This is a genomic window from Amycolatopsis sp. NPDC114505, assembly GCF_055633615.1.
Genome location: NZ_JBVKDV010000005.1, coordinates 432,907 through 456,892 on the forward strand (window position 1 = coordinate 432,907; position 23,986 = coordinate 456,892).

At 71.2% G+C, this 23,986-nt stretch carries 25 protein-coding genes; 16 read left to right on the plus strand and 9 right to left on the minus strand.

All coding sequences use genetic code 11. The annotated features are described in order from the left end of the window. Positions 1–14 precede the first annotated feature (14 nt). The 3 genes from ACZ7OU_RS44900 to ACZ7OU_RS44910 are packed head-to-tail and all read left to right on the plus strand — an operon-like array spanning position 15 to position 3,579. Positions 15–1,049, plus strand: coding sequence for a sugar ABC transporter substrate-binding protein (locus ACZ7OU_RS44900; RefSeq protein WP_470245687.1), 1,035 nt, complete (start codon positions 15–17; stop codon positions 1,047–1,049). Then, positions 1,046–2,569 (plus strand): sugar ABC transporter ATP-binding protein, encoded by a 1,524-nt coding sequence (locus tag ACZ7OU_RS44905; RefSeq protein ID WP_470259951.1) that lies wholly within the window; start codon positions 1,046–1,048, stop codon positions 2,567–2,569. The genes ACZ7OU_RS44900 and ACZ7OU_RS44905 overlap by 4 nt, the downstream gene beginning before the upstream one ends. After that, entirely contained in the window at positions 2,566–3,579 is a 1,014-nt protein-coding gene (locus ACZ7OU_RS44910) for an ABC transporter permease (RefSeq protein WP_155545210.1), read from the plus strand. Before ACZ7OU_RS44905 ends, ACZ7OU_RS44910 begins: the two co-directional genes overlap by 4 nt. Before the next feature lie 45 nt (positions 3,580–3,624). Here ACZ7OU_RS44910 and ACZ7OU_RS44915 read toward each other — a convergent pair whose 3' ends face one another. Beyond that, the gene (locus ACZ7OU_RS44915) at positions 3,625–4,356 is read right to left on the minus strand and encodes a FadR/GntR family transcriptional regulator (protein WP_470245049.1); all 732 of its coding nucleotides are present in this window, start codon (positions 4,354–4,356) and stop codon (positions 3,625–3,627) included. Positions 4,357–4,436: 80 nt separating this feature from the next. Between ACZ7OU_RS44915 and ACZ7OU_RS44920 the strand changes: the two genes are divergently transcribed. Genes ACZ7OU_RS44920 through ACZ7OU_RS44930 form a run of 3 tightly spaced genes read left to right on the plus strand, consistent with a single transcriptional unit; the run spans position 4,437 to position 6,597 of the window. Then, a complete protein-coding gene (locus ACZ7OU_RS44920; protein WP_470245048.1) occupies positions 4,437–4,775 on the plus strand; it encodes an L-rhamnose mutarotase in 339 nt (112 codons plus the stop codon). 5 nt (positions 4,776–4,780) lie between these two features. Further along, a complete protein-coding gene (locus ACZ7OU_RS44925) occupies positions 4,781–5,749 on the plus strand; it encodes an aldo/keto reductase (RefSeq protein ID WP_470259952.1) in 969 nt (322 codons plus the stop codon). Beyond that, positions 5,746–6,597, plus strand: coding sequence for an amidohydrolase family protein (locus ACZ7OU_RS44930; RefSeq protein WP_470259953.1), 852 nt, complete (start codon positions 5,746–5,748; stop codon positions 6,595–6,597). The genes ACZ7OU_RS44925 and ACZ7OU_RS44930 overlap by 4 nt, the downstream gene beginning before the upstream one ends. A gap of 31 nt (positions 6,598–6,628) precedes the next feature. Here ACZ7OU_RS44930 and shbA read toward each other — a convergent pair whose 3' ends face one another. The 4 genes from shbA to ACZ7OU_RS44950 form a co-directional block, all read right to left on the minus strand. After that, a complete protein-coding gene (gene shbA, locus ACZ7OU_RS44935) occupies positions 6,629–7,285 on the minus strand; it encodes an RNA polymerase sigma factor ShbA (protein ID WP_470259954.1) in 657 nt (218 codons plus the stop codon). Between the two features lie 254 nt (positions 7,286–7,539). Beyond that, positions 7,540–7,836: a DUF202 domain-containing protein gene (locus ACZ7OU_RS44940; RefSeq protein WP_470245044.1), complete on the minus strand. Its 297-nt coding sequence runs from the start codon at positions 7,834–7,836 to the stop codon at positions 7,540–7,542. 358 nt (positions 7,837–8,194) lie between these two features. Beyond that, the gene (locus ACZ7OU_RS44945; protein ID WP_470245043.1) at positions 8,195–8,548 is read right to left on the minus strand and encodes a YidH family protein; all 354 of its coding nucleotides are present in this window, start codon (positions 8,546–8,548) and stop codon (positions 8,195–8,197) included. Between the two features lie 9 nt (positions 8,549–8,557). After that, on the minus strand, positions 8,558–9,037 hold the full coding sequence (locus ACZ7OU_RS44950) for a GtrA family protein (RefSeq protein ID WP_470245042.1): 480 nt from the start codon (positions 9,035–9,037) through the stop codon (positions 8,558–8,560). Between the two features lie 136 nt (positions 9,038–9,173). Here ACZ7OU_RS44950 and ACZ7OU_RS44955 point away from each other — a divergent pair, with 136 nt between their 5' ends. Further along, positions 9,174–9,569, plus strand: a complete 396-nt coding sequence (locus tag ACZ7OU_RS44955) for a hypothetical protein (protein WP_470259955.1) — start codon at positions 9,174–9,176, stop codon at positions 9,567–9,569. Between the two features lie 83 nt (positions 9,570–9,652). Beyond that, positions 9,653–9,946 carry an iron-sulfur cluster biosynthesis family protein gene (locus ACZ7OU_RS44960; protein WP_470245040.1) on the plus strand — a complete coding sequence of 98 codons (294 nt, stop codon included), beginning with the start codon at positions 9,653–9,655 and terminating at the stop codon, positions 9,944–9,946. A gap of 44 nt (positions 9,947–9,990) precedes the next feature. Here ACZ7OU_RS44960 and ACZ7OU_RS44965 read toward each other — a convergent pair whose 3' ends face one another. From ACZ7OU_RS44965 to ACZ7OU_RS44980, 4 genes are all read right to left on the minus strand, one after another. After that, positions 9,991–11,112 (minus strand): glycerate kinase, encoded by a 1,122-nt coding sequence (locus ACZ7OU_RS44965; protein WP_470259956.1) that lies wholly within the window; start codon positions 11,110–11,112, stop codon positions 9,991–9,993. Further along, positions 11,109–12,041 (minus strand): 2-hydroxyacid dehydrogenase, encoded by a 933-nt coding sequence (locus tag ACZ7OU_RS44970; protein WP_470259957.1) that lies wholly within the window; start codon positions 12,039–12,041, stop codon positions 11,109–11,111. Before ACZ7OU_RS44970 ends, ACZ7OU_RS44965 begins: the two co-directional genes overlap by 4 nt. Before the next feature lie 30 nt (positions 12,042–12,071). Continuing rightward, entirely contained in the window at positions 12,072–12,959 is an 888-nt protein-coding gene (locus ACZ7OU_RS44975; protein ID WP_470259958.1) for an SGNH/GDSL hydrolase family protein, read from the minus strand. A gap of 61 nt (positions 12,960–13,020) precedes the next feature. Beyond that, the gene (locus tag ACZ7OU_RS44980) at positions 13,021–15,156 is read right to left on the minus strand and encodes an alpha-galactosidase (protein WP_470259959.1); all 2,136 of its coding nucleotides are present in this window, start codon (positions 15,154–15,156) and stop codon (positions 13,021–13,023) included. 76 nt (positions 15,157–15,232) lie between these two features. On the opposite strand from ACZ7OU_RS44980, the gene ACZ7OU_RS44985 reads away from it, so the two are divergent. The 8 genes from ACZ7OU_RS44985 to ACZ7OU_RS45020 all read left to right on the plus strand — a co-directional run bounded on the left by ACZ7OU_RS44985 (position 15,233) and on the right by ACZ7OU_RS45020 (position 23,985). After that, complete coding sequence (locus tag ACZ7OU_RS44985; protein WP_470259960.1) at positions 15,233–16,423, plus strand: ROK family protein; 1,191 nt, start codon at positions 15,233–15,235, stop codon at positions 16,421–16,423. 18 nt (positions 16,424–16,441) lie between these two features. Next, the gene (locus ACZ7OU_RS44990) at positions 16,442–17,710 is read left to right on the plus strand and encodes an ABC transporter substrate-binding protein (protein ID WP_470259961.1); all 1,269 of its coding nucleotides are present in this window, start codon (positions 16,442–16,444) and stop codon (positions 17,708–17,710) included. Beyond that, complete coding sequence (locus tag ACZ7OU_RS44995; protein ID WP_470259962.1) at positions 17,707–18,660, plus strand: carbohydrate ABC transporter permease; 954 nt, start codon at positions 17,707–17,709, stop codon at positions 18,658–18,660. The genes ACZ7OU_RS44990 and ACZ7OU_RS44995 overlap by 4 nt, the downstream gene beginning before the upstream one ends. Next, positions 18,660–19,499, plus strand: a complete 840-nt coding sequence (locus tag ACZ7OU_RS45000) for a carbohydrate ABC transporter permease (RefSeq protein ID WP_470259963.1) — start codon at positions 18,660–18,662, stop codon at positions 19,497–19,499. The genes ACZ7OU_RS44995 and ACZ7OU_RS45000 overlap by 1 nt, the downstream gene beginning before the upstream one ends. Positions 19,500–19,521: 22 nt before the next feature. Beyond that, positions 19,522–20,817 carry a glycoside hydrolase family 27 protein gene (locus ACZ7OU_RS45005; protein ID WP_470259964.1) on the plus strand — a complete coding sequence of 432 codons (1,296 nt, stop codon included), beginning with the start codon at positions 19,522–19,524 and terminating at the stop codon, positions 20,815–20,817. A 168-nt stretch (positions 20,818–20,985) separates the two neighbouring features. Then, positions 20,986–21,795, plus strand: coding sequence for a CoA transferase subunit A (locus tag ACZ7OU_RS45010; RefSeq protein ID WP_470245030.1), 810 nt, complete (start codon positions 20,986–20,988; stop codon positions 21,793–21,795). A gap of 259 nt (positions 21,796–22,054) precedes the next feature. After that, positions 22,055–22,807 (plus strand): CoA-transferase subunit beta, encoded by a 753-nt coding sequence (locus ACZ7OU_RS45015; protein ID WP_470245028.1) that lies wholly within the window; start codon positions 22,055–22,057, stop codon positions 22,805–22,807. Next, entirely contained in the window at positions 22,804–23,985 is a 1,182-nt protein-coding gene (locus ACZ7OU_RS45020; RefSeq protein ID WP_470245027.1) for a thiolase family protein, read from the plus strand. The genes ACZ7OU_RS45015 and ACZ7OU_RS45020 overlap by 4 nt, the downstream gene beginning before the upstream one ends. The last annotated feature ends 1 nt before the right edge of the window (position 23,986 follow it).

Sequence of the window (23,986 nt, forward strand, 5' to 3'; positions counted from 1 at the left end):
CGGTGCGTAACAGGGTGATCCAGGTGGCCGCCACGGCCGCCGTCTGCGGCCTCGTACTGGCCGCCTGTGGGTCCACAAAGGACAACGCCGCGGCCCCCGCGGCGGGCGGCGGCGACACCGGCGGCAAGGTCGGCGCGACGCTGCCGCTGCTGACCTCGCCGTTCTGGCAGGCCTACAACAACTACGTGCCGCAGATGGCGAAGTCCGAGGGCGTCGACGTCCTCCCGACGGTCAACGCCGACAGCGACCCGGCGAAGCTGATCACCGACATCGGCACCTTCCTCAACCAGGGCGTCAAGGGCCTGGTCGTGACGCCGCTGGACTCGGCCGCCATCGTCGCCGGGCTCAAGCAGGCCGAGAACAAGGGCGTCCCGGTGGTCGCGGTCGACGTCGCGCCCGAGAGCGGCAAGGTCGCCATGGTCGTGCGGGCCGACAACAAGGCCTACGGCACCAAGGCCTGCGACGCGATCGGCGAGAAGGTCAAGTCCGGCAAGGTCGTGCAGATCATGGGCGACCTCGCCTCGGTCAACGGCCGCGACCGCTCGGAAGCCTTCCGCGACTGCATGAAGTCCAAGTACCCCGGCGTCCAGGTGCTGGAGATCCCGGCCGAGTGGAAGGCCGACAAGGCGTCCTCCGGGCTGGACAGCATGCTGACCGCGAACCCGGACATCAAGGGCGTCTACATGCAGGCCGGCGGCGTCTACCTGGCCCCGACCGAGCAGGCGCTCAAGCGCAAGAACCTGTTCTTCCCGGTCGGCGACCCGAAGCACATCGTGCTGGTGTCGAACGACGGCATCCCGCAGGAGCTGGCCGCGATCCGCGCCGGCGAGCTCGACGCCACGGTGTCCCAGCCGGCCGACGCGTACGCGAAGTACGGCCTGTACTGGCTGAAGAAGGCCATGGCGGGCGAGACGTTCAAGCCGGGCCCGACCGACCACGGCAGCACGATCGTCGAGATCAGCCCCGGCATCCTCGAGGACCAGCTGCCCGCGCCCGTCATCACCAAGGCCAACGTGGACGACAAGGCCCTGTGGGGGAACAACCTGTGACCGCGCTGCCCGCCGGCGAATCCGCCGTCCCGGTGGTCAGCGCCGTAGGAGTCGGGAAGCGCTACGGCCCCACCGTGGCGCTCCACGACGTCAGCCTCACCGTCCACCCCGGCGAGTCGCACGCGCTCGTCGGGCGCAACGGGGCCGGCAAGTCGACGCTCGTCACCATCCTCACCGGCCTGTCCGCCACGGACACCGGGCACGTCGAGTTCGGCGGCGAGCCGGCCCCCGCACTGTCCAAACAGGACGACTGGAAGGCGCGCGTCGCCTGCGTGTACCAGCACGCGATGGTCGTCCCGCAGCTCACGGTCGCCGAGAACCTGTTCCTCAACCGGCAGGCGGGCGGCGGGTTCTCGATCGGCTGGAAGTCGTTGCGGCGCAAGGCCCGCGAGCTGCTCGACTCGTGGGACGTGCACGTCGACGTCGACACCCCGGCCGGCGAGCTGTCGGTCGAGGACCGGCAGTTCGTCGAGATCGCCCGCGCGCTGTCCTACGGCGCCCGGTTCATCGTCCTCGACGAGCCGACCGCGCAGCTCGACAGCCAGGCGATCGAGCGGCTCTTCGAGCGGATGCGCCAGATGCAGGCGGGCGGGGTGACGTTCCTGTTCATCTCGCACCACCTGCACGAGGTGTACGAGGTCTGCCAGGCCGTCACGGTGCTGCGCGACGCGAAGCACGTGCTGACCGCGCCGGTGTCCGAGGTCGGCCGGGCCGAGCTGGTCGACGCGATGACCGGCGAACCCGGCGGCCTGTCCGTCCGCGACGCCGCTTCCCGGGAGTCCCTCGAAGCCGACGCCGCCGAGATCCTCGCAGTCGACGGGCTCTCCGGCGACGGCTTCCGCGACGTCTCGTTCCGGCTCCACCAGGGCGAAGTCGTCGGGCTCGCGGGCAGCAACGCCAGCGGGAAGCACCAGGTCGCCGAGACGGTCTACGGCCTGCGGACGCCGTCCGCGGGCACGGTCCGCGTCGACGGCTCGCCGCTGCGGCCGGGCGACATCCCGGCGGCGATCCGGGCGGGCATCGGCTGCGTCCCGCGCGACCGGCACCACGAAGGCCTGGTCCTGGAGCACTCGATCGCCGACAACGCCACGCTGTCCATTTTGGACCGGATGGGCCGCGGCGGGATCGCCTCGCCCACCGCCCGGCGCGCGAAGGCGTCGCAGGCGTTGAAGGACTACGACATCGTGGCGGCGAGCGCCGAGCAGCCCGTGTCGGACCTGTCCGGCGGCAACCAGCAGAAAGTCGTGCTGGCCCGGGCCCTGATCGGTGACCCGCGGGTGGTCGTGCTGATCAACCCGACCGCGGGCGTGGACGTGAAGTCGAAGGAGGCGCTGCTCGCGGTCGTCGACCGGGTGCGCGCCGAGGGCAAGGCGGTGCTGATCGTCAGCGACGAGCTCGACGACCTGCGCCTGAGCGACCGGGTCCTGGTGCTGCGCGCCGGGGCCGTGGTCGCCGAGCACCAGGCCGGGTGGTCCGACGGCGACCTCGTGGCCGACATCGAAGGAGTCGAGCTTTCGTGACCGACGTGATGACCTCTCCCCAGACGGAGCTGCCCGCGCCACCCCGGCGTCGCAAGGCCGGCTGGCTGCGCGAACTCGCCCTCCTGCCCGCGCTGATCGTGGTGTTCGTCATCGGCGGCCTGGTCGACGACACGTTCGTCGGCTGGAGCAACATCGTCAGCATCCTGACCGCGTCGGCGGCGCTGTCGCTGGTCGTGCTCGGCGAGTCGCTGGTGCTGATCACCGGGAAGTTCGACCTGTCGCTGGAGTCCACGATGGGCCTGGCGCCGGCGCTCGGCGCGATGGTCGTCATCCCGGCGGCGTCGGCGGGCTTCGGCGTCGAGCTGCCCGCGGCGATCGGCCTGCTGGTGATCCCGCTGTGCGGCGCGCTCGTCGGGTTCGTCAACGGCTTCCTGATCGTGAAGCTGAAGCTGAACGCCTTCATCGTGACGCTGGCGATGCTGACCGTGCTGCGCGGTGTCCAGGTCGGGTCGACCAAGGGCAAGACGCTGTTCAACCTGCCGGACTCGTTCACGAACCTGGCGACGACGACGTTCGCCGGGCTGCCGATGTCGGTGTGGCTGGCGGCGGTGCTTTTCGCGATCGCCGGCTGGGTGCTGCGCTACCACCGCGTCGGCCGCGCGCTGTACGCGATCGGCGGCAACCGCGAAGCCGCGCGGGCGGCCGGTGTCCGCGTCGACCGGATCGCGTGGGCGGTGTTCGTCGTCGCCGGCATCCTCGCGGCGATCGGCGGGCTCGCGTACACGGGTTACGTCGGCGCGCTGGGCGCGAACCAGGGCTCCGGGCTGATCCTGCAGGTGTTCGCGGCGGCGGTGATCGGCGGCGTCTCGCTCGACGGCGGCAAGGGCACCCTGGTCGGCGCCCTTACCGGCGTCCTGCTGCTGTCGTCGGTGTCGAGCCTGCTCAACTACGCGCACGTGACGGCGGAGTGGCAGGGCGCGATCTACGGCGCCATCATCCTGGTCGCGCTGATCATCGCCCGGTACGCGGGCGGAAAGCCCCAGACCTGACGCACACGCTGTGATCATCCGACCACTGCGAGGAGAAGAAGCGTGTCAGGAGGCTTCCGCGGCCGGCTCGGCGTCCGCGTCGGGCGTGGTCGGGTCGTCCGCGGTGCCCAGGGCGTTGCGCAGCCACTGCTCGACGCCCGCGACGTGCACGGTCGCCCACGAGCGCGCCAGCTCCGGCTCGCGCGCCGCGATCGCCTCGTAGATCGCCGAGTGCTGCTCCCGGGTCTTCGCGACCGCGCCCTCCTGGGTGAGGCCGCGCCAGATCCGGGCGCGGGCCGTCGGCCCGGAGAGGCTGTCGAGCAGCGAGCAGAGCACCGGGTTGCCGGAGCCGTCGGCGATCTTGCGGTGGAACTGGAGGTCGTTGGCGACCAGCGCCTCGACGGTCGGCGAGTCCTCCAGCTCCCCGAGCAGCGTGCCCAGCTCGGTGATGTCGTCGTCGCTCATGTGCAACGCGGCCAGCGCGGTCGCGGCCGGCTCGAGGATCCGCCGCACGGCGAGGAAGTCGAGCACGGTGTCGTCGCGGTGGAAGTCGACCACGAACGTCATGGCGTCGAGCAGCAGGTTCGGCTCGAGACTGGTGACGTACGTGCCGTCGCCCTGCCGGACGTCGAGCACCCTGATCAGGCACAACGCCTTGACGGCCTCCCGCAGGGAGCTGCGCGAGAGACCGAGCCGCTGGGCCAGTTCGGCCTCCTTCGGCAGCCGGTCGCCCGGCGCCAGCTCGCCGGAGATGATCATGTCCTTGATCTTGTCGATCGCGACATCGGTGACGGGCATCGCGTCCGCCCTCCCTGCAACAGACCTCGGATGTTTCGGTGTTCCTCCCCAGCGTGCCATGTCCCGGCGAAGGAGTGGTGATGACCCACCAGCCCGCACCTCAAAGAGTGGCGCTCCATACCCGCTTGAAGCCTGGCAAGGAGGCCGAGTACGAGTCCGTCCACGCGGTCATCCCGCCCGAGCTGGACGTCGCCCTGCGCGAAGCCGGCGTCCGCACCTGGCGGATCTGGCGTAACGGTCTCGACCTCTTTCACGTCGTCGAAGTCGACGACTACGCGGCGATGCGCGCGGCGTTGCGGGACCACCCCGCGAACGTCCCGTGGCAGGCCAGGATGGCCGAGCTGCTGGCCGTCGAAGACGACTACTCCGGCGGTGACACCGGCATCGGGCTGGTCTGGGAACTGCCGGTGAAGGAGTGACGGCGTTGGAACTCTCCCTGTCCCCGCTCGGTCTCGGCTGCGCGCAGCTGGGCAACCTCTACCACGCGATCAGCGACGAGACCGCGGCCGCGACCGTGCGCCGCGCGTGGGACGAAGGCGTCCGGTACTTCGACACCGCGCCGCACTACGGTCTCGGCCTCTCGGAGACCCGCCTCGGCGCGGCGCTGCGGGCATACCCCCGCGACGAGTACGTGCTCTCGACGAAGGTCGGCCGCGTGCTGGAGCCGAACCCGGACGGCGCCGGCGCCATGGACGACCAGGGCTTCGCCGTCCCGGCCGCGTACAAGCGCCGGTGGGACTTCAGCCGCGACGGCGTCCTGCGGTCCTTCGAGGACAGCTTGGTGAGGCTCGGGCTCGACCGCGTCGACATCGCCTACGTGCACGACCCCGACGACCACTTCGAGGAAGCCCTGCGCGGCGCCTTCCCCGCGTTGCGCGAGCTGCGGGACCAGGGCGTGATCGGCGGGTTCGGCGCCGGGATGAACCAGGCGTCGATGCTCACGGAGTTCGTCCGCCGGACCGATCTCGACGTCGTGCTCGTGGCGGGGCGCTACACGCTGCTCGACCAGCCGGCCCTCGACGAGCTGCTGCCGCTGTGCCTCGACCGCGGCGTCCGGGTGGTCGCCGGCGGCGCGTTCAACGGCGGCATCCTCGCGACCACCGAGCCGGGCCGGCTCTACGACTACGCCGAAGCCCCGCCCGAGCTGGTCGACCGGGCCGCGCGGATCGCCGCGATCTGCGCGCGGCACGGCGTCGAGCTGCCGGAGGCCGCGCTGGCGCTGCCGATGGCGCATCCCGCGGTGGCGTCGGTCGTCGTCGGCGCGCATGATCCTTCGCAGGTCAGCGTCAACGCGCGACGCGCACGGGCCGCGGTGCCGCCGGAGCTGTGGACGGAGCTGGTGGACGCGGGCCTGCTGCGCGCCGACGTCGTCATCGCCGAAGGAGTCTCATGATCGACGCCCACCACCACCTGTGGGACCCGTCGCGGCGCGAGTACCCGTGGATGGCGGGGGCGGCGCTCGACCCGATCCGCCGCCCGTACACGGCGGACGACCTGCGCGCGGTCACCAAGGCGGCCGGCGTCCGCGCGACGGTGCTGGTCCAGACGGTCTCGTCGGCGGAGGAAACCGCGGAGTTCCTCTCGATCGCCGAGTCCGAGCCGGTGATCGCGGGCGTCGTCGGCTGGGTGGACCTCGCGGCCCCCGACGTCGCCGACCGGCTCGCCGCACTGAGCGGGCCGCTGGTGGGGATCCGGCACCAGGTCGAAACCGAGCCGGACGACGAGTGGCTGCTGCGTCCCGCGGTGCTGGCCGGATTGCGGGCGGTGGCGTCCGAGGGGCTGGCGTACGACCTGCTCGTGCGCGCTTCCCAGCTGCCCGCGGCGGCGTCGCTGGCGGCGCGGCGGCCGGAGCTGCGGCTGGTGCTGGACCACGCCGCGAAGCCCCCGATCGCGGCGGGGGAGTGGGAGCCGTGGGCGTCCGGCGTCGCGGCGCTGGCCGCGCACGAGAACGTCGTGTGCAAGCTGTCCGGGCTGGTCACGGAGGCGCACTGGACGGGATGGGAGGTCGCGCACCTGCGCCGGTACGTCGACCACGTGCTGGACGTGTTCGGCCCGTCGCGGCTGCTGTTCGGCTCGGACTGGCCGGTCTGCGAGCTGGCGGCGTCCTACGAGCTGGTCCTGGACGCGGCGATCGCGCTGACCGGCGGGCTGTCCGACCCCGAGCGGCTGGGCGTGTTCGAGTACAACGCCCGCCGCGCCTACGGTTTGGACGCGGACGGGGAAACGTCTTCCAGGGGGTAAAAGAGGTTTCCCCGCCCGCCGCTGGGGTGGCTCAGAACTCGTCGTCGTGGATCATGCCGCGCAGCCGGGTCAGCGCGCGGTGCTGCGTCACGCGCACGTTCCCCGCGGAGATCCCGAGCGCTTCGGCGGTCTCCTGCGCGGAGAACCCGACGGCGATGCGGAGGGTCAGGATTTCCTGCTGCACGCGCGGCAGGGAGGCGAGCAGCCGGCCGAGGCGGGCGCCGAGGTCGAGGTGCAGCGCGTGGGACTCGGGCTCGTTGCCGGCGACGAGCGGGCGCTCGGGGAGCTCGGGGACGGGCTCGGAGCGGTCACGGGCGACGGCCCGGTAGGCGTCGGCGACCTTGTTGGCCGCGATCGCGTGGACGAGGTAGAGGAAGGAGCCCCCGCGGTCCTGGTAGTCCGGAAGGGCCTTGAGGACGGCGAGGCAGACCTCCTGCGCGACGTCGTCGGCCGAGAGGTAGGAAAGGTCGCGGCCCCCCATGCGCGCCCGGCAGTACCGCACCACGACCGGCTCGATCATCTGGAGCAGGCGGTGGATGGCGGCGGGGTTGCCCTCGCCCGCTTCTTTGACGAGCGGGTCCAGGTCCTCCTTGGTGAGCCGTCCGCTGGGCCGTGGCAATGACTCAGGGGTCCGATAATCGCGAACGCCGCTGTCCGATTGCTCGGTGGTCCTCGTCGGTGCTGTCATGAGTCGTCTCCCCGGCCGACCCCAGACCGTCGCTGCTGGGGGCTCAACTCTCTGTGACGTTCCGGTCGCAGATACTCCGGGAGACCCGGGCTTACCTGCGTTCCGTGCGACGCTGGGTAATCGTAAGCACCTCATGCCGCATCAGTCCAGATTTCAACGACCAATACCCCGTTAGCAGCAGCGACCGTGATGTTCCCGCGACCAGCCCCCGCACATTGCGATTAATCGGTTTCAGGATGTGCCGAGTTCACTCGTCAGTGGAGAACGGCCACGGAAGCGGCAGTCATGGTCACGGCGAGCGACGCGACCGCGGGCAGGACGGCGCTCATGACGGCCGGCCGAGCGGTCCGCAGCGCCCGTTCGCGAGCTACGCCCACGCCCGCTAGCAGGGCAGATGTCACGGCGGCGAGCAGTACGGGGACCAAAGAGACACCCCAATGGCGCTGGGCGGCGGAGTGCAGGAGAAGTACGGTGCAGGCGGCGGAGGCGAGAGCGGTCCGCCGCCAGGCGAGCCCGGTCCGCTCGGCTTGGGCCCCATCGGGGGCGGTCACGGGATTACCTGCAGGTGGATGACGGTACTTCTGACGTCGTCATAATCGCGAAGCAGCGGTATTCGGGCGACGACGAGGGGTCGGGCACCGTTGGTCCGAATGGCTCGAACGGCATCCGGCGAGGTCCGGCGAGGGTGTTCGGACGGCCCAGCGGCATGTGCGGTCCGTGTCGGAGCGTGCGGGCGGGGTTCCGCTGGGACGGGTGTCGCCGGGCGCTGGGCAGCGGCGGTTTGCCCGGTTCGGAGCGGCTTGGCCGGCTGGTGGTGTTGGGGCCTTGTGGCTAGGGTCGCCGGCCCGGCTCCCGCGGCCCGGCCGCAACCCGCTGGCGCTATCGCCGTCCCCCGGCGGCCCGGCTCGCTCACGACAGCACCAGCAACACCGCCGCCGCCACGGTCAACGCCAGCAGACCTACCGTCAACGCCACGATCGTCCAGCTCCGCGGCAACGGCTCCCCGGCCCGCATCGCGATCTGCACCCGCCGCCACCGCGGATAAGCCGTCGCGGCCAACGCCGCCGCCAACACCACGCACAGCCCGGCGAGGACCGCGCTGGCCGCCGCCGGGGCCGGGACCAGCTGGTGGACCGCCACCCCGCCCGCCAGCAACCCCAGCGCCGTCCGGAGCCAGGCCAGGAACGTCCGCTCGTTGGCCAGCGTGAAGCGGTAGTCCGGTTCGGTGCCACCCGAGTGGGGCTTGATGTCGTCCGAGGCCACGCCCAGACGCTAGCCGCTGTGTGCCGCCGCGGCCGCTTCGGAACGGTGCGCGAACACCCACCAGCGCAGCACCGCGAACCGCACGAACCCGCCGACCAGGCTGGCCAGCAGCAGCGCGCCGGTCTCCTCCCACGACGTCGGCCGTTCGACGACGGCGTCGAGGATTGCCAGCACCGCCGAGCCGTACCCGGCGTAGAACGCGAACGTCAGCAGGTCCTGCAGGTGCCGCTTCCCGGCGTTGCTGGGCCGGCCGGCGAAGGTGACGCGGCGGTGGAACTCGGTGTTGCCGATCGTCGTCAGCGCGATCGCGACCAGGTTCGCCACCTGGGAGCCGAGCTCGTCGCGCAGCAGGAGGAACAGTGCGGCCTGCAGGCCGGTGGTCACCACGCCGGCCACGACGTACCACGCGGCGTGCGTGCCGAGCTCGTGGTGCCGCTCCGGGTCGGTGGCGAGCAGCCGGTGCCCCGGTGCGCACCTGGTGGTGGCCATGATCCCGAACCTACTCCGCGTTCACAAACTTGTGAATATGTTAAACCCGTTGAAGAAATGTGATCCCGGTGACACCGCCCGGGTTTGAAGCCCCCGACGGCCCGGGTAGGTCACCGGCGATGACGGGAGAGAACCAGTGACCGAACCGGGAAGCCTGGAGCCCAGCGAAGCGCTGGACGAAGACGAGCTGCGCGTGGACCCGCTCGAAGCGGGCATCGAGCCGCCCGAGCATTGGAGTGGCGCCGACCGCTTCGGCACCACGCCCAGAGAAGCGCGTGAAGGCGAGCCTATGGCGCAACGCCTCGCCGAAGAGGTGCCGGACACCGAGCCGGAGCCGGTCCCGGAGCGGCCGCTCGCGGCGACCCCGGCCGACCAGCTCGACGAGACCGTCGAGGACGCCCCGGCGGACTTCGAGCCGGTGGTCCAGGCCGACGAGATCCCGCGCCGCCACGCCGACCCCGATCCGCGCGAGCACGCGGACTACGCGGGCGGGTCCGTGGCGGACGCCATCCGCGAGGCGCGGCAGGGCTGATCCGCTCAGACTGCACGCCCGGACGGACGCCCCTAGCGTGGGGCACCAGAGTGCATCGGACCGCGACGAAGGGAAGGCCGAAGATGCTGACCGTGACCGAAGCCGCCGCCGAGGCGATCACCGCGTTGACCAGCCAAGGGGAGGGCGAAGCCGGACTCCGCCTGGCGGTCCAGAACGCCGACGGCGAAAGCGCCCAGCTGGCGCTGTCCGTCGCCCCCGAACCCGCGGAGGGCGACAGCGTGCTGGGCGTCGACGAAGGCCCGAAGGTCTTCCTGGAACCGCAGGCCGCGGCGTTGCTCGACGACAAGGTGCTCGACGTCCAAGAGGACGAAGCCGGCGGAGTCGCCTTCGCCGTGTTGCCGCAGCACACGAGCTGACCGCGGCGGACGGGCCTTCCTCATCGTCGCGGAGGGCCCGTTCGTCAGCGGGACAGCCAGTCGCGGACCAGTTCCGCCGCTCGTACCCGGAGCAGTTCCGCCGCGTTCGCTTGTGCGTGCTCCACCGACGGCGCGTGGTCGATCAACGCGCTGCTCCCCACGACTCCGAGCCGGGCCAGTCCCTCGGCGTCGAGCAGGATCCGGCCGGCGAGCGCCAGCAGCGGCACTCCTCGTGGCCGCGCCCGGTTCGCGATCCCGGCCGGCGCCTTGCCGTTCAGGCTCTGTTCGTCGAGCGAACCCTCCCCGGTGATGACGAGGTCGGCGCCTTCCAGCGCCGCGTCGACGCCGGTCAACCCGGCAATGAGGTCGAACCCGGATTCGACGGTCGCACCCAGCGCGATCGCCCCCGCGGCGACCCCGCCACCGGCGCCCCCGCCCGGGATCCGCGAGACGTCCGGGGCGCCACCCACCTGGAGCGCGTGCACCCACCGGGCCAGGGCTTCGTCGAGCAGCGTCACCTCCGCCGGCCCCGCACCCTTCTGTGGCCCGAACACCGCCGCCGCGCCCGACGGGCCCAGCAACGGGTTCGTGACGTCGGTGGCGACCGCGACGCGCACGCCGTCGAGGCGTTCCCGCACCGGCCCCAGTTCGGCCGACGCCACCCGCGAAAGCGTGCCGCCGCCCAGGCCGACCGGCGCGCCGAACGCGTCCAGCACTCCGCCGCCGAGCGCGCCCAGCATCCCGGCGCCGCCGTCGGTGCTGGCCGTGCCGCCGACCGTCAGGACGAGCCGGCGAGCGCCGTGGATCAGCGCGTCCGCGAGCAGCTCGCCGACGCCCCAGGTGTGCGCGCCCAGCGCGGTTTCCGGGCTGGGCTCGACGAACTCGATCCCGCACGCGCGCGCCGATTCGACGTAGGCGGTGCCGTCGAGCACCGCGTAAGAAGCTTTGACCGGCTCCTCGAGCGGTCCGCGGACCGTCAGCCGGACGATTCGCGCGCCCGCCGCTTCGAGGACGTCGAGGGTGCCTTCCCCGCCGTCGGCGACCGGGCAGGAGACGATCTCGGCGTCCGGCAAGGCGTCTCGCACGCCGAGTCCGATCGCCGCCGCGGCCTCGACCGCGGTGAGACTGCCCTTGAACTTGTCGGGCGCGATGACGACGCGGGTCACGGCTGCACCTCCGTCAGCGGGGGACGCCCGGCGAGCACCGCCGCGACGTTGCGGGCCGCCAGCACGGCCATCGCGGTCCGGGTCTCGACCGTGGCGGACCCGAGGTGCGGGCTCAGCACGACGTCGTCCCGGCCGAGCAGCCGCGGTTCGACGTCGGGTTCCTTTTCGAACACGTCCAGCGCGGCGCCCGCGATCTCCCCGGCTTCGAGGGCGTCCGCGAGCGCGGCTTCGTCGACGACCGGGCCGCGCGTCGTGTTCACCAGGTAGGCACTGGGTTTCATGGCGCGCAACGCGGCCGCGTCGATGAGGTGCCGCGTCTCGGGTGTCAGCGGGCAGTGCAGCGAGACGACGTCCGAGCGGGCCAGGAGTTCCTCGAAGGAAACGGAACCCTGGTTCGACCGTCCCGAGTGGACGATCGACATCCCGAACGCCTCCGCGCGGCGAGCCACCGCGCGGCCGATCTGGCCGTACCCGACGATCCCGAGCGTCTTGCCCTGCAGCCCCGAGCCGAGGAGGAACCCGAGGTGGAACGACCAGGGCGTCCGCGAGCGCAGCAGCCGTTCACCCTCGCCGATCCGCCGGGTGACCGCGAGCAGCAGGCCGAAGGCGAGGTCGGCGGTCGCGTCGGTGAGCACGCCCGGCGTGTTCGTGACGACGACGCCGCGCCCGGCCAGCGCCGGGACGTCGACGTTGTCGTAGCCGACGGCGACGTTCGCGACCACCTTCAGCTCCGGCCCGGCGGCCTCGGCCAGCGCGCCGTCGAGCCGGTCGTGCAGCATCCCGACGACGGCCGCAGCGCCGGCCACGAACTCGTGCAGCTCTTCGGGCGTCAACGGGCGGTCGGCGGGCGACACCACCACGTCGCCCGCCTCGGCCAGGACCTTCACCGCGTCGTCGGGAATCCATCGGGTCACCGCGATCTTGGGCACGCCGACAGCCTAGTTCACGGCACCGACAGTTCAGCCGTGCTGGACCGCGTCGAGGACGATCTCCGACTGCGCGGCCGCCCCGGCACCGTTGGGGTGGAAGGGGAACGCGAGCAGCAGCGGGTTGCTGACGGAGATCGGGATCAGGCCCTCGGCGTAGCGCACGGTGGGCGCCTGGCACGCGTCGTGCCCGACGGTCGGGGTGTAGGTGTCGACGAGCTCGGCGCCGTTGTCCGCGGCGACCCGCGCGAGCATGGCGTTCATCTGGAGGAACTTCGCCTGCAGGTAGGCGATGTCGCCGTCGGCGACCGGGATCACCGGCCAGCACCCCTTCCCGCTCGCGGGCAGCCCGGCGAGGTAGTCGACCAGCAGGATCCGCGCGTTCGGGGAGCGGTCCTTGATGGCCTGGAGCGACGCGGCGACCTTCGGCGCGGTCGCGTTGACGGCGTTTTCCAGCTGGTCGACGCCGCCCGCGGTGAACTTCGCCTTACAGGTGCTGACGGGCAGGAGGTTGAGGCACTTCGTCACGGCGGAGGCGAGCCCGATGTCGTTGCCGCCGATCCCCAAGGTCACCAGGTCGGTCGACGGCGTGAGCCGGTCGAACTGCGGCGGGTTCGTCCCGCCCAGCGGCAGCTTCTGCGGCTGCGTGAAGTCCGTCGTGGTCGCGCCGCCGCAGCTCGCGTCCCGGAAGGTCTCGACGCCCAGCGCGCCGGCGACCTCGTGCGGATAGTCCGAAGTGGACTGTGCGCAGTCGAGCGGGGTGAACTCGGTGGTGGGCGGGAAGGTGACGAAGACGTCCGCGGTCCAGGAGTCTCCGAGGGCGACGTATTCGTGGTACCGCGCGCTGGCCGACGCCGGAGCGGCGAAGGCGAGCATGGCGAGCGCGGGCACGACGAGCAGAGCGGACAGGCGCTTGCGCATGCTGCCTCCGTTGGCGAGCGTAGTGAAGGACTTTCACATTCGGCTCGCGTCCGGTGAAAAGTCAATCCGGCTCACCCGTCCTGGTGACGCCGGTCGGCGTGGGTAATCGGACCCTGGTCAGCCGCACCACCGCGCTCGCGTAGCCGCTCCCGGGCAGGTCGACGTCGAGGCCGTGGCTCAGCAGCACCGCGCCGTCGTGCACGACGCCGTCCTGGTCGCGGTACCGCGCGGACGGATCGAGCCCGGCCAGCCGCGGCGGGGTGACCGGCCGCGCGAACTCCGCGGGCCGCCGCCAGAAGAGCACGACCACACGGTCGTCGAGGAGGTACTGCACCGCGGTCAATGCCGACGTCGCCGGGTCCGCCAGCCGGTACAACGCGCCGTGCTGCACGACCGGCCGGATCTCCTTGTACAGCACGACGAGCGACGCCGCTTCGTCCAGTTCGTCCGGAGACCACCGGGGCAGGTCGCCGCCCAGGCCGAGCACGCCCGCCATCGCGACGTGGAACCGGAAGCTCAGCGGCGCCGCGCGGCCGGTGGTCGGGTTCGGGCTGTCGGTGACCCAGGCCGACATCGTGCCGGCGGGGTAGAGCTGGCCGTAGCCGTGCTGGATGGTGATCCGGTCGGCGGCGTCGGTGTTGTCGGACGCCCAGATCTCGTCGGTCCGGGCGAGGATCCCGAGGTCGGTGCGCCCGCCACCACCCGCGCAGCCCTGGATCCGCAGAGCGGGGTGGTCGGCGCGCAGCCGGTCGAGGATCGCGTGAACGGCCCGCACGTGCTCGACCCAGAGCCGTCCCGCGTCGTCGCCCGCCGCCGGCCAGCCCGCCTCGGTGAACGCGCGGTTCATGTCCCACTTGAGGTAGTCGATCCCGTGCTCGCCGACCAGCCGGTCGAGCCACTTGTGCGCCCAGTCCGCGACATCCGGGCGCGCGAAGTTCAGCACGAGCTGGTTGCGCAACGTCGTACGCGACCGGTTGGCCATGTGCAGCACCCAGTCCGGGTGCGCGCGGTAAAGATCGCTGTCCGGGTTGACCATTTCGGGCTCGACCCACAGCCCGAACTTCATCCCGTGCGCGTGGACGGCGTCGACCAAGGGCCGCAGGCCGGCCGGGAAGCGCTGCTCGTTGGCGGTCCAGTCGCCGAGTCCGGCGGTGTCGCCGGTGCGGGCGCCGAACCAGCCGTCGTCCATGACGAACAGCTCCGCGCCGAGTTTCGCCGCGGCCGCCGCGAGGGACGTCTCGGTGGCTTCGTCGACGTCCCAGCCGGTCGCCTCCCACGAGTTGTAGACGATCGGCCGCAGCTCCTGGGGGTGCGGCTGGACGAACTGGCGCACGTAGGCGTGCCACCGCCGGCTGGTACCGCCGAAGCCGTCGGCCGCGTAGAGCCCGGCGAACACCGGCGTCCCCCACGTTTCGCCGCGCAGCAGCCGCCAGCCGACGTGCTCGTGGCCGAACCCGCCGGTCCACGTGACGCGGCCGGTGTGGGTGTGCTCGACGGTGATCCGCCAGCTCCCGCTCCAGGCGAGCGCCGTCGACCACACTTCGCCGGACGTCTCGGTCGCGTCGCCCGCGTCGAGCATCACCCAGGGGCTGACCTGGTGACTCGACACGCCGCGGCGGCTGGTGAGCGTGGTTTCGCCGACCGGCAGCGGTTCGCGCAGCACGCCGTACTCGGCGCTCCACGCGCCGGACGTCCGGGTGAGCCGCGCGCTGTCGCGGCGGGGGAGCGTCCACGCCGCGGAGTCCGTGCGCAGCAGGGAAATCGGGGCTTCGCCGGTGTTGCGCAGCGACGTCCAGCGCTCGACGACCTCGCCGCGGAGGCGGTAGTGCAGCGAAAGTTCGAGAGGGTAGTGCCGGTCTTCGAGCCGCACGACCAGGGAGTCCTCGGTGCTGGTGTGCCCGGCGTAGCGCCACTCGAGGGCCGACGTCCCGTCCTCGTACCGCACGGCCAGGGCCGCGACGCCGAAGAAGGCGCCGCCCTCGGCCGGGAGTTCCTGCCGCTCGTCGCCCGGCTCGTCGAAGCTGCTGTCGGCCGGGTTGCGGCGCGCGGCGACCTGCGTGGCCTGGGCCAACGTCAGGGGCGGGCCCCAGTGGACGTGCCGTGGGCGGTCGTCGGCGTCGAGCCGGAAGGCGTACGAGCTCTCGGGGGTGCGCAGCAGCCAGAGCCGGTGCGCGGGGTCGTGTTCGACGAGCGACATGATCCCGAGCGTAGGCATGACCAGCCGAAAAATAAATTCTTGACGAAGTTAATTAATCCTGCCTACCCTTCCGGCCATGCCTCGCAGTGCACCGGCAAGGGCGCCGATCACCAGTCCCGCGGCAGCGACCGTGTTCACCACGGTCCTGACCGAAGGGCCGGTCTCCCGCGTCGACGTCGCCCGGCGCACCGGCCTGTCGTCGGCCGCGGTCACCAAGGCGGCCCGGCCGTTCATCGAAGCCGGCTACCTCGAAGAGCTCGCCTCCGAAGGCCGGACCGGTCCCGGCGCCGGCCGTCCCGCCAACCCCCTCGCGATCCGCCCCGACCGCGAGTACTTCGTCGGCGTCAAGATCACCGGCGACGACCTCATCGGCGTCGTCACCGACCTGCGTGCGGACGTCCGGGCCAGCGCTCACCACGCGCTGAAGAGCCACGACGTCGACCACGTCGTGCGCGCGCTGGCCGACCTCGTCGGCGAACTGCTGGCCGGCCCGACCCCGGACGGCACCAGCAACCTCCGCGAGCGCGCCTACTGCCTGGGCGTCGCGGTCTCCGGCGACGTCGACCGCGCGTCCGGCGTCGTCCGGTACTCGCCGTTCCTCGGCTGGCGGGACGTGCCGCTGGCTTCCCTTTTGGAAGACGCCACCGGGCTCACGGCGACGCTGGAGAACGACGTCAAGGCCCTGGCCGTCGCCGAGCAGTGGTTCGGCGAAGGTGTCGGAGCGTCGTCGTTCGCGCTGGTCACGGTGGGAACGGGCATCGGCAGCGCGCTCGTGGTGAACGGCGACCTGGTCCGCGGCGCGCACGGCGTCGCGGGCGAGATCGGGCACGTCCCGGTCGCCGACGACGGCCCGTCCTGCCACTGCGGTGGCCAGGGCTGCGTCGAGGCGATCGCGTCCACCGAAGCGATCCTCGTCCGCGCTCGCGCGGTCTCCGGGGAACCCGCGCTGACCATGGAAGACGCCGTGCTCCGCGCCCGCGGCGGTGACGAGCCGCTGCGCGCGGTCTTCGCCGGCGCGGGGCACGCGATCGGGCTCGGCCTGGCCGCGCTGGTCAACCTGTTCGGCCCGGAACGAGTCGTCGTCTCGGGTGAAGGCGTCGCCACCTACGACCTGTTCGAGGACCAGATCCGCCGGACCTTCGCGGTCCAGGCGTTCGGCAGCGCCGCCCGCTGCGGCCTGGTGATCCGGCCGCTGCCGTTCGAGGAGTGGGCGCGGGGCGCGGCCGCCGTCGCCATCCAAAGTCTTTTCGTCGCCGAAAGCGTCTAAGGAGTCCCTGTGAGCCCCATGAATCGCCGAAGCTTCCTGGTCGGTTCCGTCCTCTTCGCCGGGGGAGCGGCCCTCGCGGGCTGCACCTCCGACCCGCTGAACAAGAACGCGGGCGCCGCTTCAGGCGCGAAAGTCACTCTGCAGCAGTGGTACCACGCGTACGGCGAATCCGGGACGCAGCAGGCCGTCCAGCGCTACGCGCAGGAGTTCACCAAGGCCAACCCGGACATCGCGATCAACGTCAGCTGGATCGCCGGCGACTACGAGACCAAGCTCAACTCGGCGATGCTCACCGCGCAGGCGCCGGACCTGTTCGAGCTGGGCGACTTCCGCTACCAGAACGTCAAGAACGGCCTGCTCGCGCCGCTCGACGACGTCATCGCGCCGGCCAAGGCCGACTTCCGCCCGGCCGCCCTGGACACCGTGACCGTCGACGGCAAGATCTACGGCGTCAAGATGATCGACGACGTCATGATGCTGTACTTCCGCAAGTCCGCGCTGCAGGCCGCGGGCGTCCAGCCGCCGCAGACGTTCGCCGAGCTGCTCGACGCGACGCGGAAGCTCACCACGGGCAAGCAGAAGGGCCTCTACGTCGGCACCGACGGCGTCGGCGAGGCCGCGACACTCCTGCTCTGGTCGTCCGGCAGCGACTTCTTCGACAGCAGCGGCAAGAAGGTCGCGTTCGCCTCGCCCGAAGCGATCGCGGCGATCGCCGGGCTCAAGCAGCTGCACGACACCGGCGGCCTGCTCCAGGGCTACCCGACCGACTGGTCCGACCCCGGCGCGTTCGCCAACGGCGCCACCGCCATGCAGTGGGGCGGCCTGTGGTCGCTGCCGGACATCAAGAAGGCGCTCGGGGACGACTTCGGCGTCGTCGCGTGGCCGAAGTTCGGCGACGCCGGCAAGCAGGTCGCGCGCGTCGGCGGCTGGTACCAGCTGGCGAATGCGAAGAGCCAGAACCTCGACGCCGTCAAGAAGTTCATCGACTGGCTGTGGATCAAGAACGCCGACCTGCAGAAGGACTGGTGCGTCAAGTACGGCTTCCACATCCCGGCCCGCAAGCCGGTCGCCGCGCAGACGACCGAGTTCTCCAGCGGTCCCGCGAAGGACGCCGTGACGATCTCGCAGCAGAACGGCAAGTCGTACTCGGGGCTGTGGAACAAGGCGTCGGCGACGCTGTTCCTGCAGGCCGCGACGAAGATCGCGAACGGGCAGGCCGACCCGGCCGCCGAGCTCGCCGACGCGGCGAAGAAGGCGCAGGCCGAAGTCGACAAGCAGCTGGCATGACCGCCTTGATGGAGGCCCCAACCGTCTCGGTGGCGGCGAAGAAGCGCCGCCGTCGCCGGGACTGGCGCGCGATCGGCGCGTTCGCCGTGCTGACCGGGCCGGTGGTGATCGGGCTGGGGCTGTTCAAGTACGTCGCGATCGCGTGGAGCTTCCTGCTCAGCTTCAACGACGCGCGCGGCACCATCACCATCGGCCACTGGATCGGCTTCGACAACTACGCGTTCCTGCTCGGCGACGACGCCTTCCTGACGTCGCTGTCGACGATCGCGCTCTTCACCGTGTTCATCGTGCCGATCACGTTCGTCGCGTCGCTCGGCCTCGCGGTGCTGATCAACAGCATCAAGCGCGGCAAGGCGTTCTTCCGGACGATCTTCCTCATCCCGGCCGCGGTGTCCTACGTCGTCGCGGCGCTGGTGTGGAAGATGGCGCTGTTCAACGGCCTGCCGTCCGGCGTCGCGAACGTCATCGGCGGGTTGTTCGGCGCCGACCCGGTGCCGTGGCTGTCGGAGACGAACCCGCCGGTGTACTGGGTCGCGGTGGTGACGCTGCGGCTGTGGCTGCAGGTCGGGCTGTACATGATCCTGTTCCTGGCCGGGCTGCAGGCGATCACGCCGTCGCTGTACGAGGCCGGTGAGCTGGACGGCACGACCAAGTGGCAGGCCTTCCGTTTCATCACCCTGCCGCAGCTGCGGAACACGTCGGTGGCGGTGCTGCTGCTCATCCTGATCGCGGCGTTCCAGGCCTTCGACGAGTTCTACAACCTGTTCGGCACCGGGCTTTCGGGCACGGCGACCGCGCCGGTCAAGCCGCCGCTCGTCTATCTGTACGACTCCGCGCTCGGCGACCAGAACTACGGCGTCGGCTCGGCGGGCGCGTTCCTGCTGACCGTGCTCATCGTCGTGATCACCCTGCTGCAGGGCCGGTTCGTCGGCTTCGGGAAGAAGGACTGATGGCCGTCCTCGCCGCTCCCCGCGTGCGGAAGGCACCGAAGTACGTCCTGGCGTCGGTGCTCTCGGTGATCTTCCTGCTGCCGTTCTACATCATGCTGCGCAACGCGTTGATGACGCGTCAGCAGGTCAGCTCGCCGGACTGGTCGTGGCTGCCGGACCCGCTGTCGTGGGTCAACTTCGGCGACCTGTTCGCCGACGCGTCGGTGCCGATGGCGCATTCGTTGTGGAACTCGTTCCTCGTCGCGATCGTCACCGCTCCGGTCGGCACGCTGTTCGGCTCGATGGCGGGTTACGCACTGGCCCGGATCAACGTCCCGGGACGCCGCGCGGTGTTCACGTACGTGCTGGTCACGCTGATGATCCCGCAGTCGGTGACGTTCGTGCCGACGTTCGTCGTCGTCGGCTCGATGGGCGGGGTCAACACCGAGTGGGGCATCATCGCGCCGAACCTGTTCAGCGCGTTCACCGTGATCCTGTTCCGCAACTTCTACCTGCGGTTCCCCGTCGAGCTGGAAGAGGCGGGCCGGCTCGACGGGCTCGGCTACCTCGGCGTCTACCGGCGGCTCGTGCTGCCGAACTCGGGGAGCATGATCGCCTCGCTCGGGGCGCTGATGTTCATCGAAAGCTGGAACGCGTTCCTGTGGCCGCTGGTGATCGGGCAGGACCCGTCTTCGTGGACCGCGCAGATCGCGCTTTCGACGTTCCTGACCGCCCAGTCGGTCAACCTGCCGGCGCTGTTCGCCGGCGCTCTGGTCACCATCGCGCCGCTGGTCGCGATGTTCCTGGTCGCCCAGCGGTTCATCGTCAGCGGAATCGCCGCGAGCGGGCTCAAGGAGTAGGTCCCCTACCGAGGAGTGTTCAGTGAAGCGCCTCCTTTCCGTGTTCCTCGCTGTCCTGGGTCTTTCGGCGTTCCTGGTGCCGGTGGCCGACGCGCGGACGCCGTTCGTCCGGCCGTTCATGGGCTGGAGCAGCTGGAGCCTCGAGTCGTCGACCCGCGCGGGTTACGGCACTTCGTGGCTGAACGAGGGGCACATCCGCGACGCGGCTTCGGCCATGGCGTCGAAGCTCAAGTCCGCGGGCTACACCTACGTCAACATCGATTCGGGCTGGAACGCGGACCTGTCGTGGGTGTTCCACACCGACGTCAACGGGATCCCGGCGCCCGATCCGGGCCGCTTCCCGTCCGGCATCCCCGCGCTGGTCGGCTACGTGCACGGGCTCGGCCTGAAGCTCGGTCTGTACGCCGTGACCGGGCTCGAGAAGGAGGTCTACGACAAGAACGCGCCGATCGCCGGGACGTCGTGCCACGCCCAGGACATCGCGTACCGGCCGTTGACGCCGTCCAACGGCTGGGGCGGCAACTGGAAGGTCGACTTCACGAACCCGTGCGCGCAGAAGTACTACGACTCGATCGTGGCCCGCTTCGCTTCCTGGGGCGTCGACTTCGTCAAGGTGGACGGGACGACCGCGGACAACGTCGCCGACATCAAGGCGTGGTCTGCCGCTGTCGACCATTCGCGGCGGCCGATGTGGCTGACCGCGAGCGCGTGGCCGGTGCCGCGGTCCATCGGTTCCTCGCTGGCGCCCTACGCGAACGGCGTCCGGATCGACACCGACATGGAGTGCTACTGCGAGACGGTTTCCTCGTGGGACAGCTCGGTGAAGGCACGCTGGGCGGACCTGCCCGGCTGGCAGGGCGTGTTCGGCCCGCAGTACCGGCCGGACCTGGACTCCATGCCGATCAACAACAACACGGGGTCCGGCATCCAGGACGGCATCTCCGACGTCGAACGGCAGAGCGTGATGACGTTCTGGTCCATGGCGTCCTCGCCGTTGTACGTCGGGGGAGACATCTACTTCCTGGACGCTTCCGCGGTGTCGATCCTGACGAACCCCGAGGTCATCGCGGTCGACCGGTCGGGGACGTACGCGACGCAGGTGTCCGGCGGCGACCACCAGGTGTGGACGAAGCGCGCGCCGGACGGGAGGACGTACGCGGCCGTCTACAACCTGGGGTCCACGCCCGCGGACATCACGGTGGACCTCGGCGGGCCGGTCCGTGACCTCGTCGCGCGGAAGGACCTCGGGCGGTTCCGGGGCTCGTGGACGGCTTCCGCGGTGCCGCCGCACGGCTCCCGCCTGGTGCGGATCGGCTGACGTCGTCTCTCGAAGGGGACTTTTCTCGCTGCTCACGCGAGGAAAGTCCCCTTCGTCGTGCCTGCGTCATCCATTGGGTGGAAGACGTCTGGTCGGACGCAGGGGCGTCATGCTATGTTCGGTTGCAGAACGAGTGTGCGTCATGCGAACGGATGCGAGGGAGTGGGGATGGCGGAGCTGCTGTCACTGGAGGAGGCCGTCGGCCGGCTGGTGCACGACGGCGACACCGTCGCGCTCGAAGGCTTCACGCACCTCATCCCGGTCGCGGCCGGGCAGGAGATCATCCGGCAGGGCCGTCGTGGTCTCACGCTGGTGCGGATGACCCCGGACATCGTGTACGACCAGCTGATCGGCGCGGGCTGCGCGAGCAAGCTGATCTTTTCGTGGGGCGGCAACCCGGGGGTCGGCTCGCTGCACCGCTTCCGCGACGCCGTCCAGCACGACTGGCCGGTGCCGCTGGAGATCGAGGAGCACAGCCACGCGGGCATGGCGAACCGCTACGTCGCCGGCGCGTCCGGCCTGCCGTTCGCGGTGCTGCGCGGCTACACGGGCACGGACCTGCCGGCCCAGACGGACACGATCAAGCCGATCACGTGCCCGTTCACCGGCGAGCGACTCACGGCGGTCCCGGCACTGAACCCGGACGTCACGATCGTCCACGCCCAGCGCGCCGACCGGGCCGGCAACGTCCAGATGTGGGGCATCACCGGCGTCCAGAAGGAAGCGGTCCTGGCGGCGAAGCGCTCTCTGGTGACGGTGGAGGAGATCGTCGACGAGCTGGAGCCCCGTCCCGGAGCGGTGATCCTCCCGGCTTGGGTGGTCACGGCGGTGGCGGAGGTCCCGGGAGGCGCGAAGCCGTCGTACGCGGCGGGGTACTACGAGCGTGACAACTCGGCGTACCAGGCATGGGACGAGGTGGGCCGCGACCGCGAGGGCTTCACGAAGTGGCTGAACGAGCTGACCGGAGTGACGGCATGAGCGCGCTTCCCGCCCTGCCTGGTCGCACCGCGACGCCGACGCCGAGCTGTTCCCCGACCCGGCGGGCCCAAGCGGCCCACCGGCTCGGCAGCGCCCCGACCGCGCGCCGTTCCCCGGTGCGGCAGGCCCAAGCCGCTCACCAGCCCGGCGGTGGCGCGACCCAGCGCCGGTCCCCGATCCGGCGGGCCCGAGCGGCCCACCCAGCGCCCATCCCGCGCCCGACCCATCCCACCATGCCCAACCCCGCGGAGGTCCCGGCATGAGCACCGACTACACCGCCGACGAGATGATGAGCGTCGCGGCGGCCCGCGCCCTCGGCGACGGCATGTCCTGCTTCGTCGGCATCGGCCTCCCGAGCAAGGCGGCGAACCTCGCCCGCCGCGCGCACGCCCCGAACCTCACGCTGATCTACGAATCCGGCTGCCTGGGCGCGAAGCCGTCGAGGCTGCCGCTGTCGATCGGCGACGGCGAGCTGGCCGACACCGCCGACGCGGTGGTCAGCGTCCCGGAGGTGTTCAACTACTGGCTCCAGCCGGGCCGCATCGACGTCGGCTTCCTCGGCGCCGCCCAGCTCGACAAGTTCGGCAACATCAACACGACCGTGATCGGCTCGGACTACCACGACCCGAAGGTCCGGCTGCCGGGCGCGGGTGGCGCCCCGGAGATCGCGGCGTCGTGTGGTGAGGTGTTCATCGTGCTGCGCCAGAGCCCCCGCGCGTTCGTGGAGAAGGTCGACTTCGTCACGTCGTTCGGCCACGGCTCCGGCAAGGGCGACCGCGAGAAGCTCGGCCTCCCGGGCCGGGGCCCGACGCTGGTCGTCACCGACCTCGGCCTGATGCGTCCCGACCCGGAGACCTCGGAGTTCGTCCTCACCGAGCTCCACCCCGGCGTGGAGCTCGACCAGGCCATCGCCGCCACGGGGTGGAAACTGAAGGTCGCGGAAGACCTGAAGACCACCCCCGCCCCGACGGAGCAGGAGCTCACCCTCCTGCGAGAGCTGGAGAAGGCATGACCGACGTCTACGTCCTCGACGCGATCCGCACCCCGTTCGGCCGGTACGGCGGCGCACTGGCCGGCGTCCGCCCGGACGACCTGGCCGCCGGCGTGCTCAAGGCCCTGGTGGCCCGCAACGACCTCGATCCGTCCACAGTGGACGAGGTGACGCTCGGTGACGCGAACGGCGCGGGCGAGGACAACCGCAACGTCGCCCGCATGGCCGCCCTCCTGGCCGGCTGGCCCACGAGCGTCCCCGGCAGCACCGTCAACCGCCTCTGCGGCTCCGGCCTCGACGCGGTGATCCAGGCCAGCCGCGCGATCCAGGTCGGCGACGCGTCCCTGGTCGTCGCCGGCGGTGTCGAGTCCATGACCCGCTCGCCGCTGGTCATGCCGAAGCCGGAGAAGGCGTTCCCGGCCGGCAACCAGACCCTCTACAACACCGCGCTCGGCTGGCGCATGGTCAACCCGGAGATGCCCTCGCAGTGGACGATCTCCCTCGGCGAGTCCACCGAACAGCTCGCCGAGCGCTACGGCATCGGTCGCGACGAGCAGGACGCCTTCGCTGCCCGAAGCCACGTCAATGCCGCGAAGGCGTGGGACGAAGGTTTCTACGACGAGCTGGTCGTCCCGGTCGACGGCGTGGACCTGGCCCGTGACGAAGGCATCCGCCCGGACTCCAGCGCCGAGAAGCTGGCCAAGCTGAAGCCCGTCTTCCGCAAGGAGAACGGCACCGTCACGGCGGGCAACGCGTCCCCGCTGAACGACGGCGCGTCGGCGCTCCTGCTCGGCGACGAAGCGACCGCGAGCCGCCTGAACGCGACCCCGCTGGCCCGGATCGCCGGCCGCGGCGCGGCGGGCGTCGACCCGGACGTCTTCGGCATCGGCCCGGTGCGCGCGGCGGAGATCGCCCTCGAGCGCGCCGGCATCGGCTGGGACGACCTGGCCGCGGTCGAGCTCAACGAGGCCTTCGCCGCCCAGTCGCTGGCCTGCCTGCGCGACTGGAAGAAGCTCGACCCGGAGATCGTGAACACCCACGGCGGCGCGATCGCGATCGGCCACCCGCTCGGCGCGTCCGGCGGCCGCATCCTCGGCACCCTGGCGCACGACCTCCACCGCCGCGGCGGAGGCTGGGGCCTGGCCGCCATCTGCATCGGCGTCGGCCAGGGCCTGGCCGTCGTCCTCGAAGGCCGGTAAG